Origin of the sequence: Plantactinospora sp. WMMB334 (assembly GCF_049179095.1) — a bacterium.
Classification (GTDB): domain Bacteria; phylum Actinomycetota; class Actinomycetes; order Mycobacteriales; family Micromonosporaceae; genus Plantactinospora.
Map to the genome: position 1 here is coordinate 3548180 of NZ_JBMHME010000002.1, position 16071 is coordinate 3564250.

The window sequence follows — 16071 nt, forward strand, 5'->3', positions numbered from 1 at the left end:
GCAGTCCCACCGACAGCCTGTAGTATCAGCGCATGCGCACTCTAAAGTGCGCGCTGGTGCTGATCGTGGGGGTTCAACTCCCCCCTCGGACACGTTAACCCCCACCAAAGCCGTTCATGTTTCCGAGCGGTTCGGGTGGGGGTCGTTGCTTCTGGCGTGGGACTCGAGCTATCAACGGCCGTCGACCGAGTGTGATGGTGTCGGCGTCGCAGGTGACGGTGATCTGGTTCGCCCGCAGGTACGCGGCGGTAGCTCGCGCGTCGTCGCGGGCTTCCGTCGTTCGATCGTCGAGTTGCCGTGCGATGTGGGCGAGGAGCAGGTCTTCGCGTAGGTACAGCGGCTTGGGCCGGCCGGATAGGGGCCGGGCTGGCGCTGGTGTGGCCGTGTCGGCACCGGTATCCGGGCCGCCCGTGTACCCAGTGCGCGTCGGCACGTCGGCCGCAGGCTCGGCAGATGACCAGTCCGGTGAGCAGGTACCGGCGCGGCTGGCCGTCCTCCGGCGCGGGGACCGCGTTCACCGCTTGAGCCTTGACGAAGTCCGCCTCGCTGACCAGCGGCGGGTGCACGAACCGGGCGGACAGTATCCACTGGTCTCGGGGATTCCAGCGCCGTACCGAGCCTCGACTGGTGCGCGGGTCCCCCGGCTCAGTCTCCTGATGGTCGGTGTACTGCCGGTTCCACACCTGCCGCCCCGTGTAGCGGGGGTTGGCGAGGATCTCCGCGACCGTCCGTACCGTCCACCCGTCCGCTGTCCGGTGCCGGTTGCGCTTGCGGTCGTACTGCGATGGTGACGGAACACCCAGGTGGTTGAGGGTACGGGCGATGCCGCCGGCACTGGTGCCAGCGTTTCGCTCCGCGAAGATCCACTGCACGTGCGGTGCGGTGACCGGGTCGGGGGCGAGTCGATGTAGTCGCCGTCCCCAGCGGGCGTGCGCGGTGACAATCGCCCCGCGACCGGCCACGAGTTCGCTGGCGCAGTCGAGCTGCCAGTGCCGCGACATCGCGCAGTCCTGGTACTCGACCGTCGACATCCGGCCGTAGAGCTGCCAGTTGTAGCCGACTTTAAAGCGGTTCGCCCCTTTGTTACCCGACTGCTAAGTCTACAAGGGACATGCACGCGTGGCTATCGACCAGTCGCAGGTTGTGTCGGCAGTCGTGCCCGGGGATTCTGTAGTACCAGAGTCTCAGCCACAGGAGGCTCCATGGCCAGTCCCGCACGTCGCCGCCAAGCCCATTCCCAGGCTCCGAAGCTGCGCCTCGTTCCTGACCCGGTCTCAGATGCCGTGGCGATCTTTGGTGAGCTGATCGCCGAGAAGCTCGGCCGGGGAGGCGATCAAGAGGATCAGCTGCGCGGTCCGCTCGAGCAGTTGTTGCGTCGGCTCGGCCGGCACATAGGTGTCGATGCTATCCCGTACGGCGAGGTGAGACTTCAGAAGATCCGCGCCCGACCGGACTTCGCAGTGGACGTGGGCGGAGTTCGGGTCGGATATGTCGAGCTGAAAGCACCCGGCCGTGGCGTGCCGACGACCTGGCGCCGGCCGGATAGGCGGGAACGAGAGCAGTGGGAGAAGCTGAAGGCGCTGCCGAACGTCCTCTACTCGGATGGCGTGACGTGGGCCCGATACAGCTACGGCGACCTCGCTGGGCCCGAGGTTCGACTGGAGGGAGATCCGTTCGACATCCGGCGGCCTCTGCGGACTGACGGATCCGGGTTCGAGGCGCTCATCCAGCAGTTTCTGCTGTGGGAGCCGGAGCAGCCCCGCACCCTCACGCAGCTGATCAACATGGTGGCCGGCCTCTGCCGGTTGCTCCGGGACGAGGTCACCGCCATCCTGGGCGATCCCACCCGGGACGTAGCCCACGAGGAACTCTCCTTGCTCGCGGCTGACTGGCGCGACCTGCTCTTTCCCGACCTCGACGACCTCGGCTTCTCCGACGCCTATGCGCAGACAGTGACCTTCGCCCTGCTGCTCGCACGGGTGGATGGGATTGCCTTCGAGCAGACGCCGCTTCACGAGATCGCCCGCCTGCTCGGCAAGAAGCACTCACTGATGGGCCGTGCCCTGGCGGTACTTACGGACAACGAAGCTGCCGACGAACTGCGCATGATCCAAACTCTGCGCCGGGTGATCAGCTGCATCGACTGGAACGTGCTCGATGACGGGCGGACAGACGTCCACGCGGATCTCTATGAGCGGTTCCTCGCGGCATACGATCCAGCCCTGCGGCGACGCAGCGGCTCGTACTACACCCCCAAGCCGGTTGCCGCTGCCGTGGTCGACTTCGTCGATGAGATCCTCACGGTCCGCTTCGACCGCTCCTGGGGCCTCGCAGCTGACGACGTGGTCGTGGTCGATCCGGCGATGGGCACCGGAACGTTCCTCGTCGAGGTGCTGAGATGCGTGTCGGACACCATTGACGAGAGACAGGGCAAGGGAGCGAGGGCACCCCGACTTCGCGAGTTCTTCCAGGACCGCCTCGTCGGCTTCGAGATCCAGGCTGCGCCCTACGCCGTTGCCGAACTCCGCCTTCACCAGACGATGCAGGTCCAGTTCAAGACCGAACTGCCCGCCTCCGAGGTTCGTTTTCTCACCGATGCGTTGGAGGACCCGGTCAAGCAACAGGGTCGGCTGCGAGCCGCGTACCGCGTCATCGAGCGGGCCCGGCAGGAGGCCAACCGCATCAAGCGGGACGTGCCGGTGATGGTGGTCATCGGCAATCCGCCGCACGTCGAGAACAGCAGGGGCCGAGTTCCCTGGATCGAGGAACGCCGGAAGGTGCCTCTGCTGCCCGGCGCGTCATCCGGCCGTCCGTCACTCGACGAGTTCCGCGTCCCCGGTGGCGGCAGGTACGAGTCGGACCTCTACGGCCTGCCGTGGTGCTTCTGGCGCTGGGCGCTCTGGAAGGCGTTCGAGGCCCACCCCACCGAGCCCCAAGGAATCGTTGCCTTCGTCACCCCATCGAGCTTCCTCAAGGGCAAGTCCTTCGAGGGCATGCGCGAGTATCTGCGGCGAACCTGCGACGAAGGCTGGATCATCGACCTGTCCCCGGAGGGCAACCGGCCCCAGCAGGACACCCGGGTGTTCGGCCCTGAAGTGGGGCGGCAGTTGTGTATCGCAGTGTTCGCACGCTACGGGAAGAGCGATCCGGACAGGGCGGCGATCATCCACCGCATCTCGCTGACCGGCACCAAGCAAGAAAACCATGGCCCCTGGCGGGGCCACCCACAGGTGGGTGAAACTCGGTCGGCGGTGTCGCTCGCCGTCGCCGGTTGGGCTTGGTGCCCTCGCGGTGCCTGAAAGCAAGAATGGTGCGGGAGTCTGTCAAGCCCCGGGTTTGGTGGAGAGTTGGTTAGCTGGTTTTCAGGGGTGTGGTGACCGGTTGGGTCATTGCGTGTAGCGTTTCGTGTTCGGCGGGTGGGGCGTGTCCGAGTTCGCCGTGGAGCCGGCGGTTGTTGTACCAGTCGATGTACTCGACGGTGGCCATCTCCAGGTCGTCGAGTCCGCGCCACGGACCTCGGTTGCGGACGAGTTCGGCCTTGTACAGGGAGTTGAACGCCTCGGCCATCGCGTTGTCGTAGGAGTCGCCCTTGGACCCGACCGAGGCGACGGCGCCGGCCTCGGCGAGGCGTTGGCTGTAGCGAATCGCTCGATACTGGACTCCCCGGTCCGAGTGGTGGACCAGTTTGCGCAGGTCGGCGCCCTGGTGTTCGCGGCGCCAGATCGCCATCTTCAACGCGTCGAGCGCCAGATCCGTGTAGAGGCTGGTGGAGACCTGCCAGCCGACGATCATGCGCGAGTACACGTCGAGGACGAACGCGGCGTACACCCAGCCCACGCTGGTGCGCACGTAGGTCAGGTCGGCGACCCACAGCTGGTTTGGCCGCACGGCGGTGAAGTCACGTTTGACCAGGTCAGCAGGGCGTCCGGTCTCGGCGGTGGGCCGGGTCGTACGCGGTGACTTGTCGCGCAACAGCCCGCGCAGTCCCGATTCGCGCATCAGCCGCTCGACGGTGCACCGGGCCACTTCGACGCCTTGGCGGCGCAGCTCGTGCCAGATCTTGCGAGCCCCGTAGACGCCGTAGTTGACCGCGTGAATCTGCTCGATCAGCGCGGTCAACTCCTCATCGCGCCTCGATCGGGCCGAGGCGGGGCGGGTCCTGGCGGCGTAGTAGGTCGACGGTGCGATCTCGGCTGGCGTGCCTTGCAGCGCCCGCAGGACCGGCTGGACACCGTGTTCGACCTTCTGCGAGTCGACGAACGCGACCTTCATCGCGACGGCCGGTCCAACTCGGCCGCGAAGAAAGACGCCGCGGAGCGCAGGATCTGGTTCGCCCGCCGCAGCTCACGATTCTCCCGCTCCAACGCGGCCAGGCGTTCCGCGTCGCTGCTGGTGACGCCCGGACGGTCACCGGCGTCGGTCTCGGCCTTCTTCACCCACCCACGCAACGCCTCGGGATGCACCCCGAGCTGGCCGGCGATCCGCCGGATCGCCCCTACCGCACTGGCGGGATCCCGACGGGCCTCGACCGCCAACCGGGTCGCACGCTCACGCAGCTCATCGTTGTACTTCTTCGGTGCGGGCATCGCTGGAGTTCCTCCCAGGTTTCGATGTCTCCATCAAACCCGGTGCGGGACAGTCCGTCCCTGGTACCCCAGGTTGTTGCCCCCTGTGCACGTGTCTCAGTGTCATGAGTCTATGACGGGCTCTGCGAGCGACATCGCCCCTGGCTGGTGATCGGGACGGAGGCGTGTCGTTTGGACGTGTTGTACACGCATGTCGCGGGGATCGATGTGCATAAGAAGCAGGTCACAGTGACGGTGCGGACCCCGGATCCGCGGCGGCCGGCGCTGCGGCGGGAGAAGACCCGCACGTTCCGCACGTTTTACGCGGATTTGCTGGCGATGGGAGCGTGGCTGGCCGAGTGCGGGGTGACCCGGGCGGCGATGGAGTCGACTGGCGCGTACTGGTGGCCGGTGTACGCCGCGTTACGGGAAGCCGGCGGGCCGGACCTGACGATCGACGTGGTCAACGCGGCGCACGTCAAAGCGGTCCCGGGCCGCAAGACCGATGTCAAGGACGCGCAATGGCTGGCCCGGCTGTTGGAGGTCGGCCTGCTACGGGGCAGTTTCCTGCCGCCGGACGACATCCGCGAGATCCGGGACCTGACCCGGTATCAGACGAAGCTGACCGAGGAACGCTCCCGGGAGAAGCAGCGGCTGCTCAAGGTCCTGGAGGCGGCCGGGATCAAGCTGGACGTGGTCGCCTCCGATACGTTCGGCGTGTCCGGCCGGGCGATGCTGGACGCCCTCGTTGCCGGCGAGCGTGACCCGCAGGTCCTCGCCGGGTTGGCGCGTGGGGTGTTGCGGAACAAGACCGAGGACCTGCGGCTGGCGTTGGCCGGCCGGTTCACCGCCCATCACGGGCAGATGATCGGGTTCCACCTAGCCCGGCTCGACCACCTCGACCAGATGATCGACCAGGTCAAAGAGAAGATCGGCCACCCCGGGGCCCCGGGCACCAGCCGCCGGGCGGCGACCGAACCCGCCGGGCTGCTCGCCCCGTTCGCCGCGCAGATCCGGCTGCTGACCAGCATCCCCGGGATCAGCGACCGGGTCGCGGCGGTGATCGTCAGCGAGATCGGCGTGGACATGAGCCGGTTCCCGTCCGCGAAGCATCTGGCCGCGTGGGCCGGGCTCGCCCCGGGCAACAACGAGTCCGCCGGCCGGCGCCACCGGGCCCGGCACCGCAAAGGCAACACGCACGTCCAGTCGATCCTCATCGAGGCTGCCCTGTCCGCCTCCCGCACGCGGACCCGGCTCGGGGCCCGGTTTCACCGGCTGCACCGCCGCTTCGGTGGCAAGGCGAACAAGACCGCCGCCAAGAAGGCCGGATTCGCCGTCGCGCACACCCTCATCAAGGTCATCTGGACCGTGCTGGCCACTGGAAAGCCCTACACCGATCTCGGCCACGACTACTACACCCGCCGCGTCAACCCCGAGACCCACACCCGCCGACTGATCGCCCAACTCGAGGCCCTGTCCGGCAAGAAGATCGTCCTCGTCGACCACGACAACGGCCCGTACGACGACGACAGCCTCGGCAGCCACCACGACGGCGAGGCCGCCGCCTGAAACGGCCTACCAGCAGCACCCGCACACAAGCGGTGGGAAGAGCGCCGACAAGGCCGTTCTCCGGCAAAAGGTCAGACCACAAGGGCCGACAACGTGGTCGCTCTCCCCACCAACGACCCAGCTTGCCGCACCCCGGCCACCCACGGCAAGCACCTCACCATGCTCGGAAACCATCATGTCCCGGCTCCGCCGGGACGCTGCCGCGCACGTGCTCAAGGTTCGAGTTTCGTCTCAGACAAGCTGGCCCGGCTGACCTCGCTGCGGCTTGCTGCTCCGGAATGGGCGAGTTGCCGTCCGGAGTGGCGTGCACCGTTCCTCGCCGGCTCCGACACCGAGTGGGATAGTTATCCGAGCCTCAAGGACTTGTTCCCCGAGTCGTCCCGTGGCGTCACCGCCGGACGGACCTGGGTGTACGCACCCGATCAGGAGACGCTCCAGCGACGCTGGGCCACGTTCACACGCAGTGTGGAGGGGGCGCGTCGGCAGATGTTGCCGGAGTCCCGCGATCGCACGATTGACAGCGTTGTCCGGCCCTTGCCCGGCTTCCCTCCGGTAGAGGGCACCCTCGCGACCGAGACAGGGGCGCCGGCAGCACCGATCCGGGTCGCGTATCGAGCCTTTGACCGTCAGTGGCTGCTCCCGGACAGTCGACTGCTCGTCATGCCAAGGCCGCCGCTGTGGGCGGTTCGCTCACCCCAGCAGATATTCATGACTGAGCAGAACAGCCAATCGATCGAGAGTGGCCCAGGCGTCGCCTTCACACACCTGATCCCCGACCTCCACCACTACAATGGGCGGAGCGGACGGGTCTTCCCGCTCTACTGCGACGCGTCAACCCACCGACCCAACGTTACGCCCGGCCTCTGCGCTTTCCTGGGAGCGGCCCTCAGGCAGTCGGTCGCTCCGGCTGACGTCATGGCCTACGTTGCCGCTACCGTCGGGCATCGCGACTACACCCGACGGTTCGCCCGCCAGCTCCAGCACCCGGGCGTGCGAGTGCCCCTCACGGCTGATCCGGAACTCTGGACGGAAGCGGTGCACATTGGCAAAGAGGTCCTGTGGCTCCACACCTTCGGCAACAGCACGCCCGATCCCGCGACGCGGCCGAGATTTTCGGACTTCGTCGAGGCCGCAGGCCCACGGGTGGTTGCGGAGATACCAGATCGACCAGGTGAACTGCCGCAAACGATCAGTTACGACGCGGATCACCGGGTTCTGCTGGTGGGCGAGGGAAAGATTGCCCCGGTTCACCCGGACGTCTGGGAGTACGACGTGGGCGGCATGCGTACTGTGCGCCACTGGTTCAACTACCGATGCGCCCACCAGCGCCACCGACGCAGGTCTTCGGTCCTCGACGAGGAAACGCCGCTGAGCTGGAGCAGCGCGTTCACCGATGAGCTGCTTGAGATCCTGGCTGTCCTGGAGCAGTGCGTCGCACTCGAGCCACAGCAGGCCGCTCTCCTGGATCGCGTTTGCGCCGGTCCGCTGATCTCCACAGCCGGACTCACGGACGCCGAGGTGCTACCTCCGAACCGGCCGAACAAGCTAGGGGTCACCGGCGACGAGACAACGCCGCGCCTGTTCTAGATGCAACGCCGTTCAGTTAGGGCAGTGGTTGGTTGGTCAAGGGTCGTTGGTGATGACATCGATGCTGGTGGTGGCCTTGTAGGTGCGGCGATCGATGTTCGGTCCGCGGGCTTGGTACTTGGAGTTCGAGCGTTTGATCATGCGGCTCTTGGTGCGGATGCGGCGTTCGGGCAGCAGGTTGGCCAGGACACGTTCGCCGATGGCGCCGACCAGGTCGATGACGGTGTCGGCGATGACGCCGGCGGCGTGGACGACTTGGTCGCGGGCGGCGTTGAGGGCGGTGGTGAAACTGGCCCGGTCCGGGTCGAGGCCGGGCTGGCTGTCGGTGGCGTCGACCATGGCGGTGCGTAGCAGTTGGTAGACGATCAGCAGGGCGTGGATCTCCTGGTCGACGCCGTCGGGGGTGCGGGCGCGTAGGACCCGGCCGCCGAGGATGGTGGATTTGAGTTCCAGGTAGGCGGTCTCGATCTCCCATCGCTGGTGGTAGAGGGTGACGAGGTCGGCGGCGGGGTAGCGGGACGGGTCGAGCAGGGTGGTGATGAGCCGGTAGTCACCGATGTGGCTGCCGGTGGTGGTGGTGATGCTGATTCGGGCCTCGATCACGCGGACGTGTCGGCCGCCGATGACTGATAGCCAGGATCCGTCGCGGTAGCGGTGGATCAGCGGGAGTCTGCGGCCGGTCTTGCAGCGGATCAGCAGGTTCGCTCCGGTCGCGGTGAAGGCGGTGATCAGGTCGGCGGCGCAGTAGTTGCGGTCGGCCAGTAGCAGCATCCCGGCGCGTAGGCTGCGGGCGAGTCGCTCGGCTTGGGCTGTCTCGCCGGTGGTGCTCGGGTCGAACACGGCGTCGATGACCGTACGAGTGCCGCAGGTCAGCAGGGCGCTCAGCCGCAGTGTCGGGTAGCCGGAGCCGCCGTTGTTGCACCGGTGTTTGACGTAGCGGTGCAGGTTGGCCGGCGAGTCCGCGACAGTGATCATGGTGCCGTCGATGACGACCGGCAGCAGGCCCCGCCACCACACGGTGGCGACGGCGCCGGTGGCCGCAGGCCCTCGTAGCAGGTCGAACAAGGCCCGCAACGGGGCCGGGCCGAGTCGTTGCCGGGCTTGGCGTAACGCGCTGCCGCTGGGGTCCGGTACCGGTAGCCCGCGCAGGCCGGCGACGAGTTTCGCCCACACCTGCCGGTAGCCGCAATCGGCGAACAGACAACCGGCCAGCAGCAGATACACCACGACCCGGGCCGGCAACAGGCGGACCCGTCGCTGCGTACGCCGGGTCGTGGCCAGCACATCATCGACCATCTCGAACGGCACGAGGCGGGTCAACTCACCGAGATGACCCGCCGCGAACGGTCCGGCAGCTACCGTGACCGTCCGTGTTATGGCAATCTGATCCACCGAGCGGGGTTCCTGGTTCGGGTTGTCTTGGAGTGACAAACCTTGATACCGGAACCCCGCCTCTCATTCCCTGATCAACACACCCCTTGACCAGCCCCACCCACGCCTAACTGAACGACGTTGGTTCTAGACATCCCTGCCCGGCCGTCAGCGCTCCCGACCGAAGGCGACGGTGTGACATTACGGACTGCTCGGGGAGGCTCAGCTCGCGACAGGCCGTGAAAGATGCCGACGTCCAGGTACCGCGCCGCCAACCAGGAAGCGCCGCTACTCCAGTGCGTCGAAGTGGAGGAGGTACGCGTGCAACTGTTCTCTCTTCGCGTACCGGCGTAATTCGTCGAAAGTGGGTACGGTCACCTCAAGTTGTTCGGCCACTGTCCTCATCCGGTTGGTGAGGTCGGCTCGGGTACGGACCTCGCGGAGTTGCGTCATGGCCAAAGCCCGTTGCATGGCGGCTTGCCGCCGTAGTTTCGTATCGTCGGTCCAGACTTGTATGAAGTGCCGCTTGCGCAACTGGTACGACCCGATTCGGTTGAGCGGCAGCTTTGGGGTGCCACCAAAGCTGTCCGCGACGAGCGTTGCCCGCCAGACGCCGCTGGGGAGGTACCGCAGAGTGCCCTTTCGTTTGCCGTCGGCGAGCCAACTGGTCCAGATCTCTCGCGGATCCTGCGACGGCTCGGTGGCGATCAGTTGCTTGATCATTGGGATCCGATCGCACACGGACTCCAGAAAGGTGTCTCGTTCCCCGGCCACCCCGCTGTACGCCAGCAACCGGCCATCGGCGCTTTCGATGAGGTACGCCGGCAGGTAGGCGTCCTGGTCCCCGAGCACGCGCAGATCCCGCAGTTGCTTGGGCAGATTGAAGTCGAATCGATCGGGACGCTCCCCAAGCTGTGTGACGATCTCCGGCCGGAAGGCCGAGGGAGAGAAGAGCGGAGCGAAGCGCGATCCGTCGCTGACCTGCTCGGCCGGCACGTCCGGGGTGGGAAGCAAAGTCAGCGAACCCTGGTAGTGGCTGCGTGGAAGTGGCCGGGCGGTGAAGCGTTCGACGAGAAGCTGCTGGCGGCTTTCCTTCGGCACGTAGCGGATGCCGACTCGGGCGGAACCTTCCCCGAGCGGGGTAAGCGTGACCAACCCCTCGGCTTGGCGGACGTGTCCGATGAGGGTCAGAAACGCCAGGCAGCGCTCCACCAGCGAGTGCGGCAGGCCGTAGAACGCGGCCAAGTCCACCGATCGGGTCAACCCAGCCTCCAGAATGCCCCGCACCAAGAAGCGATCCAGCACCTCGTACGGCTGCTCGTCGTAGACCTGCGCGGTCGTCTCCACCTGCCACAGCGGCCACAGCACCGGGAAGAGCCGCGACGGACGCACACCCGGCACGGTGACCGCGTGCTCGATGGCCCGCCGGGCGGGATAGATGATCCGGGTCATGGCAACAACCTGCTCTCCGGGCTGATCAGCACTGCAGACGCCGTTCTGTCAGGCACCGAGCACCGACTCAATTTCCAGGGAGGGCCGGCGGTCGCCCACCGCGTCGAGATGGTCGGTCAACGATTGGATCAACGCGGCGAAACTCGGATCGCGCGCGGTACGCAATGTCGCCGTGTCACCCACCAGAACCAGCTGACGCCGGGGCCGGGTGATCGCCACGTTGAGGCGTCGGAGTTCGCTGAGGAACCCGATCTCGCCCCGGTGGTTGCTGCGGGTGAACCCGTAGACGATCAGGTCCCGCTCACCGCCCTGAAACGAATCGACGGTGCCCACGTTGTCGACCACCTCGGTATCACCTAGTTCCTTACTAAGCAGCTGGGTGATCAACTCGGCCTGTGCCCGGTACGGGACGATGACCGCCCAGTCGGCGTACCGAGTGGCGTACCGGCCCAAAAGCTGGACGATCAACCTGGCCTCCAACTCGTTCACGTAGCCGGGCCGCCCCAACCCATCCGCCGTGCGATCGGGTTGCTCCCTCCGCCGCGTCGCCGGCTGGTCCGAGGTGTCGATCATGGCCAGCGGCGCTCGGAACACCGGATCCGGTGGACCTCCGGGATGCTCGGTCTCCAGTAGTCCCCGATAGAAGGCGGCCGACACGAACTGGGCCAGCTCCGCCGGCATGCACTCGCAACATAACCCGGTTGGTGTCGCCCAAGCTGGGATAGAGCCTTTCGAAGGCGCTGCGTCGCAGCACGTCACCGATCAGTGTCGCGACTGCGGGAGGCACATCGGTGGCCTGGTTGTCGGCCCAGTCGCGTACCTCGTCGTCGAGGAAGGGCGGCAGCTGATTGTGATCGCCGACCAACACCGCTCGGCGTGCCCGAACCAACGGCACCAACAAATTCGGCGTGGAGATCTGCCCGGCCTCATCGACGATCGCCACATCGAATTCCAGCTCGGCCAGGAGGGCGGTGGTGGCGGTACCGATACAGGTGGCGGCCACCACATCGGCGTACCGCACCAGCTCTCGATGCAAATCCTGCTCGGCGACAGCCACCTGGTCACGCCATTGAGTAAGCAGCCCGGCCCGGAGGCGGGCCAGGGTCGCCGCCGAGGTCAGCTCCTGCTCCAGCCGTGTCCAGCCGGCCAGGTCGCCCGGCACCCCGACCGGCACGGCGACCGCCGGGTGCAGCACCTCGCGCGTCTTCTCCACCGCCCGCGCGGCCTCGCCCAGCGCCTTCTCGCGGACCTGGCAAGCACTGTCGCGAGCGCTGGTGACCGCTCTGACCGCCGGGTCGGCCGCGATCAGAGCGTCGGCTCGGGCACGAACAGCACCGTGCGACTCCTCGGCCAGTCGCATCGCCGTCTGTGCTGCGCTGAGCTGCTGAAAGCTCGCGGCGAGACGCCGTTCCCGGCGGTCGGCGAGCCAACGGAAGAAGAACGCCAGCATCCCCGAGGCGGCCCGCCGCCGCGCCACCTCGGCGCGCACCTCGTGGTTGCGGTGTTTCTCTGCGAGCGGCGCCAGACTCGCGCGTGATTCCCGTACCCCCTGGTCGGCGGCGGCGAGCTGTACAGCGACCGGTGCGGCGGCCCGATCGACCGCGGCTGCCAACTCGGCCGCGCGGGCCTGGACGTCCCCGTCCGCGAGCCGGGCCTCAGCGAGCCGGGCGGCCAGGTACTCCAGCCACCGCCCAGCCTGGTCCTCGACACCGACGAAGGAAGCCAGCCGGGACGCCATACCCTCGGTCGCGGCCAGGATCTCCAGCCGAAGGGCGTCGACCTGCGTCTCCACCATGAACCCGCGCGCGTGCGCGGTCATCGCATCCTCGTTGCCGACCCGGACCGCCCGGACGTCCGGCGGTAGTCGTTCGAGCACGTTGTCCACTGCGCGGTTGGTGTGCGAGGTGACCAGCACCCGCTGTCCACGTTGGGCGCTGGCGGCGGCGATCTCGGTGATGGTACGGGTCTTTCCGGTACCGGGCGGGCCGAGCACCAACAGGAGATCGGGCACGGTCAGGGCAGCGCGGAAGGCGTGCAACTGCGCCGAGTCGAGCGTTTCGCGCGGCTGGGCGCCAGTGTCCGGCCGGTACGGCGCCACACGGTGGTCGACCAACTGGGTGAGCAGGTGGGGCTGGGCGGCACGCCGTTCCCGAAGAACCTCCACCGCGTCAAGTTGCGCGCGGTAGACGCGGTCGCTGGGCAGCACCTGCAACGCACCCTGCTTAGGTATCCGGGCGTAGTCCACCGTGCTGTCGAACCGCACAGTCACCTCTTGGTCCTCGACCCGTAGCACCCGCCCGCGCAGGTCAGGTTGGTCGGTCAGGAAGACCTGCGCGCCTCTGCCCACCGTGGCGTTGCGGAGCAGTTGGAAGGTGTAGACGCCACGGGCGGAGTGCCGCTCCTCACGGGTGCTGTCGAGCCTGCGGTACGGCAGGGCCGGCGCCTGGCGTTGTCGGGCGATCTCGATGTCCCGGGTCGCCTCGACGACATCGGTGAGCAGGTCGAGGTACGCGATGTGGTGCGCCGGCATCGTCGGCGTCGCCTCCGAACGTGTAACGCCCAGATTCGCCCAGGCTTGGCAAAGCAGGGGCCAGTGTGACGACAACCGCTGCGGAACGTCACGGACGTGGTGATAGGCCCACCAGCCGGCCGTACCGCCGAGCACCAGCGCCGCCTTGAGTAGCCGTTCCTGGTCCTTGAAGGAAAGCGGTGAGACGTGTCCGAGTCGGTACGCGTCACCGTGGTCGCTGGGATAGAGCCAGGCCGCCCAACGTTTGCCGTAGACGACCAGCCTGGACCGGTCCGGCTCGACCCGCGCCGGCAGCGCGTTGAACGAGGCCAGGCTGCCGAACTCGTTGATCAGCGCGGACGGATCACGCAGACCGCCCTGTGCGAGTTGGTCGATGGCCTTGCCGGACGGTACGACCGCGACCGGGCCGGGCAGGAGCAGGGGCGCGATACTCAACGGGTACCTCTCTGGGAGAGCTGTCGACGTCCCTCGCGGAACGCGACGGCGAGCGCGCGTGGCCCGACGGGACGGCGGGACGGGTCCGGGTCAAGGCAGCGCAGCAGCAGGTCGTCGAGGTGTTCGGGCCACTCGGACAGGCTGGCCCGGATCGGTGGCGTCGCGTACGGCGACGGCGGATGACCGGTCGTCGTGTGATAGACCAGCGCCGCCACCTGGTAGACGTCGACCGGGGTCGCGGATCCGCCGCCCCGATGCTGCTCCGGGGCACGGTAACCGGGAACCCCCTCACCCGGCTGCGGCGTGAGGGCGGCCAGACCGCCGTCGACCAGCGCCGCGCGCCGGGTACGTCCGGTGAGCACGATGCTGTCGGGACCGAGCGCCCGGTGACTCGCCCCTTCTCCGTGCAACAGCGCTAACGTGGCGCAGACTTCGGCCGCCGCGCCAAGCACCCCAGCGGCGGCAAATCGGGCCAGCGGCGTATCGGTGGGGCCGAACGCCTGCCGCCAGCTAGGCCCGGTAGGCAGCACCGTGACCAGTGTGGTGGCGGCGGCCTCCTCGGTGAGATCGTCGAGCGACGGCAGCCCGCCCGTACCGCCGAGTTTGCGCAACAGGTGGCCCTGCGCGCGTACCTCGTCGCGGCGCCGCTGCGCCGTCGACGTGTCCCGGACGAGGTGGAGTTGGCGGAGCCGGACTCGAAGTGGATCGTGTTGGACGCGGTCGGCGGTCGCCTCCCGCCAACTCCACGAATGGTCGAGGCTTACCTGCTCAACCGAGTCCGCGTACAACAGGTAGCGGTGCGCGCCGATCCGGCGTTCGTCACCACCACCCCACGGGGTCCCGGCGTGGTCGGAGGGTTGGCGTGGCAGCGCGGATGGGACCGTGACTGACTCCGAGCTCTTTGGATGGTCGGAGTCCTGGTCGCCAGCGTCCTGGTAGGGGTGGTAGTAGGCGCGCCGGACATACCGCGCGGCTGGCCGCATCAATTGACTACGCAAGCCCGTCTCGTCCCACAGGACCAGCCGTACGCCGGTGAGCCGCGCCTGTGTCTGCCGCCAGCTGTCCCACCACTGGGTCATTTGGGGGTCGAGGCTAGACGGGACGCAGAGCACCCACTCCTGAACTCGGTAACCGTGCTGGGACGCATTACGCACCGCCGAGGCGAACGAGCCTTCAATCTGCCCCCGGTGCCTGTTCGTCACCCCGTGCGGAAAGTACTTCGCCTGCCAGATCATGACCTGACCGTTGAGGTCGCCCACCAATGCGTCGATGCCCCAGTCGCCACCGTTGGCGAAGACAAGCCGGGCGTCGCCGCGTACCGCCTCGACCAAGAGCGCGATCATCTGCTCGAAATCCTCACGGGCACCGGCCTCACCCGCTCGCGCCTGATGTGCGTAGAAGTGGATCGGCGGCTCCCCCGACGCCGCACGTGTCACCGCGTCATCACGTCCCTGCCATCACCCAGGTGTCGATCCGTACGGCAGCGAGCATCCCAAATGACCGGTGTCGACGGCAAGGTGAACACCCGCAGAAGGCTCTACCGGTCTTCCGTCACCCTCTTCGGGATATCCGGAATCGTCACCGTCGCATTCACGCTGTCCGCTAACGTACAGCGTTCCAGCAATGACCAGCACCACCGCCGGCAAGATCGTTGCCGGCGACTGCTACATCGTCTCCGCCTTCGCCTACCGGAGCCGAAAGACCGAGGTCTGCTGTAGGGCGGAACACGTCGGTAGTGGCGCCGGTGGACCGCCGGCGGCGGTTGACCACGGTGCCGTCCGTACGGGCCGTGCACTGTGACGCCCGGCGACCCCAGGGCGCTGCGCCCCGTCCGTCGGCTAGCTATCCTCGCGAAGTCATGTCTTCTCCCCCGTCCCCGCTTGACGGGCAGCCGACCGGCTCGAAGCTGGAGCGGCGTGTCATCACCGCCGCGCAGGCCGCGTTGGCCCGCCATCGACATGGTTCGCCGCTCATCCTGCTCAGCGCGCTCGGTTGGCTTCCGGGGACGTGGTGAACCGGTGGCGCCGGGGCCGTGTTCCGGAGTTGGAGCGGAGTGCGGCGGTGCCGCCGTCGCGGCTGTTGGAGGCGTTGGAGATCTTCGGTCGCTGGGCCCGGGGCGAAGGACTACAGTCGGACGAGGTCGACTACCTCGCCGCCACCCGCGATCGCCGCCAGCTGCGCTTCACCGCCGACGACGATCCGCAAATCGAGCGGGCATACCGGACACACTGGATTTCCGGCACGCTTTCCCAGACCGCCCGGGCGCGGCTGGTGCAGCGGCAGAGCGCGCCGCCCGACCTGGTGGTTCACTCGGCGCTCACCCCGTGGACCTGCGCCGAGTGCGGGGAGACGGGCGAACTGCTCGTCTCCGAGGACGCGACGACCCTCTGTCTGACCTGCGCGGACATGGATCATCTGGTCTTCCTGCCGGCCAGGGACGCGGCGATGACCCGGCGAGCGAGGAAGGCCAGCACGCTGTCCGCCGTGGTGTTGCGATTCAACCGTGCCCGGAAGCGGTACGACCGGCCAGGGCTGTTGGTGGAGCCGGCCGGGCTGGACAGC

The 16071-nt window shown here is 67.6% G+C and carries 10 protein-coding genes and 2 pseudogenes; 5 read left to right on the plus strand and 7 right to left on the minus strand.

Annotation, left to right across the window (positions count from 1 at the left end; all coding sequences use genetic code 11):
* Positions 1-41: 41 nt before the first annotated feature.
* The gene (locus ACN27G_RS15205; protein WP_421493459.1) at positions 42-1031 is read right to left on the minus strand and encodes a recombinase family protein; all 990 of its coding nucleotides are present in this window, start codon (positions 1029-1031) and stop codon (positions 42-44) included.
* Between the two features lie 171 nt (positions 1032-1202).
* Between ACN27G_RS15205 and ACN27G_RS15210 the strand changes: the two genes are divergently transcribed.
* Positions 1203-3299 carry an N-6 DNA methylase gene (locus ACN27G_RS15210; protein ID WP_421493460.1) on the plus strand — a complete coding sequence of 699 codons (2097 nt, stop codon included), beginning with the start codon at positions 1203-1205 and terminating at the stop codon, positions 3297-3299.
* A gap of 52 nt (positions 3300-3351) precedes the next feature.
* Here the strand turns inward: ACN27G_RS15210 and ACN27G_RS15215 are convergent.
* Positions 3352-4586: pseudogene (locus ACN27G_RS15215) on the minus strand (IS3 family transposase).
* Positions 4587-4763: 177 nt separating this feature from the next.
* Between ACN27G_RS15215 and ACN27G_RS15220 the strand changes: the two are divergent.
* Positions 4764-6134, plus strand: coding sequence for an IS110 family transposase (locus ACN27G_RS15220; protein WP_421490773.1), 1371 nt, complete (start codon positions 4764-4766; stop codon positions 6132-6134).
* Between the two features lie 93 nt (positions 6135-6227).
* The gene (locus ACN27G_RS15225) at positions 6228-7721 is read left to right on the plus strand and encodes a type ISP restriction/modification enzyme (RefSeq protein ID WP_421493461.1); all 1494 of its coding nucleotides are present in this window, start codon (positions 6228-6230) and stop codon (positions 7719-7721) included.
* Positions 7722-7757: 36 nt separating this feature from the next.
* Here the strand turns inward: ACN27G_RS15225 and ACN27G_RS15230 are convergent, their stop codons facing one another.
* The 5 genes and pseudogenes from ACN27G_RS15230 to ACN27G_RS15250 form a co-directional block, all read right to left on the minus strand.
* The gene (locus tag ACN27G_RS15230; protein ID WP_421491116.1) at positions 7758-9113 is read right to left on the minus strand and encodes an IS4 family transposase; all 1356 of its coding nucleotides are present in this window, start codon (positions 9111-9113) and stop codon (positions 7758-7760) included.
* Positions 9114-9380: 267 nt separating this feature from the next.
* A complete protein-coding gene (locus tag ACN27G_RS15235; protein WP_421493462.1) occupies positions 9381-10544 on the minus strand; it encodes a hypothetical protein in 1164 nt (387 codons plus the stop codon).
* Between the two features lie 48 nt (positions 10545-10592).
* Positions 10593-11225 (minus strand): AAA domain-containing protein, encoded by a 633-nt coding sequence (locus ACN27G_RS15240; protein WP_421493463.1) that lies wholly within the window; start codon positions 11223-11225, stop codon positions 10593-10595.
* Positions 11226-11433: 208 nt separating this feature from the next.
* Positions 11434-13074, minus strand: a pseudogene (locus ACN27G_RS15245) (AAA domain-containing protein); the annotation flags it as partial.
* A gap of 431 nt (positions 13075-13505) precedes the next feature.
* On the minus strand, positions 13506-14852 hold the full coding sequence (locus tag ACN27G_RS15250) for a protein kinase domain-containing protein (protein WP_421493464.1): 1347 nt from the start codon (positions 14850-14852) through the stop codon (positions 13506-13508).
* A gap of 280 nt (positions 14853-15132) precedes the next feature.
* Here ACN27G_RS15250 and ACN27G_RS15255 point away from each other — a divergent pair, with 280 nt between their 5' ends.
* Positions 15133-15309 carry a hypothetical protein gene (locus ACN27G_RS15255; RefSeq protein WP_421493465.1) on the plus strand — a complete coding sequence of 59 codons (177 nt, stop codon included), beginning with the start codon at positions 15133-15135 and terminating at the stop codon, positions 15307-15309.
* Between the two features lie 58 nt (positions 15310-15367).
* The gene (locus ACN27G_RS15260; RefSeq protein WP_421493466.1) at positions 15368-15523 is read left to right on the plus strand and encodes a hypothetical protein; all 156 of its coding nucleotides are present in this window, start codon (positions 15368-15370) and stop codon (positions 15521-15523) included.
* The last annotated feature ends 548 nt before the right edge of the window (positions 15524-16071 follow it).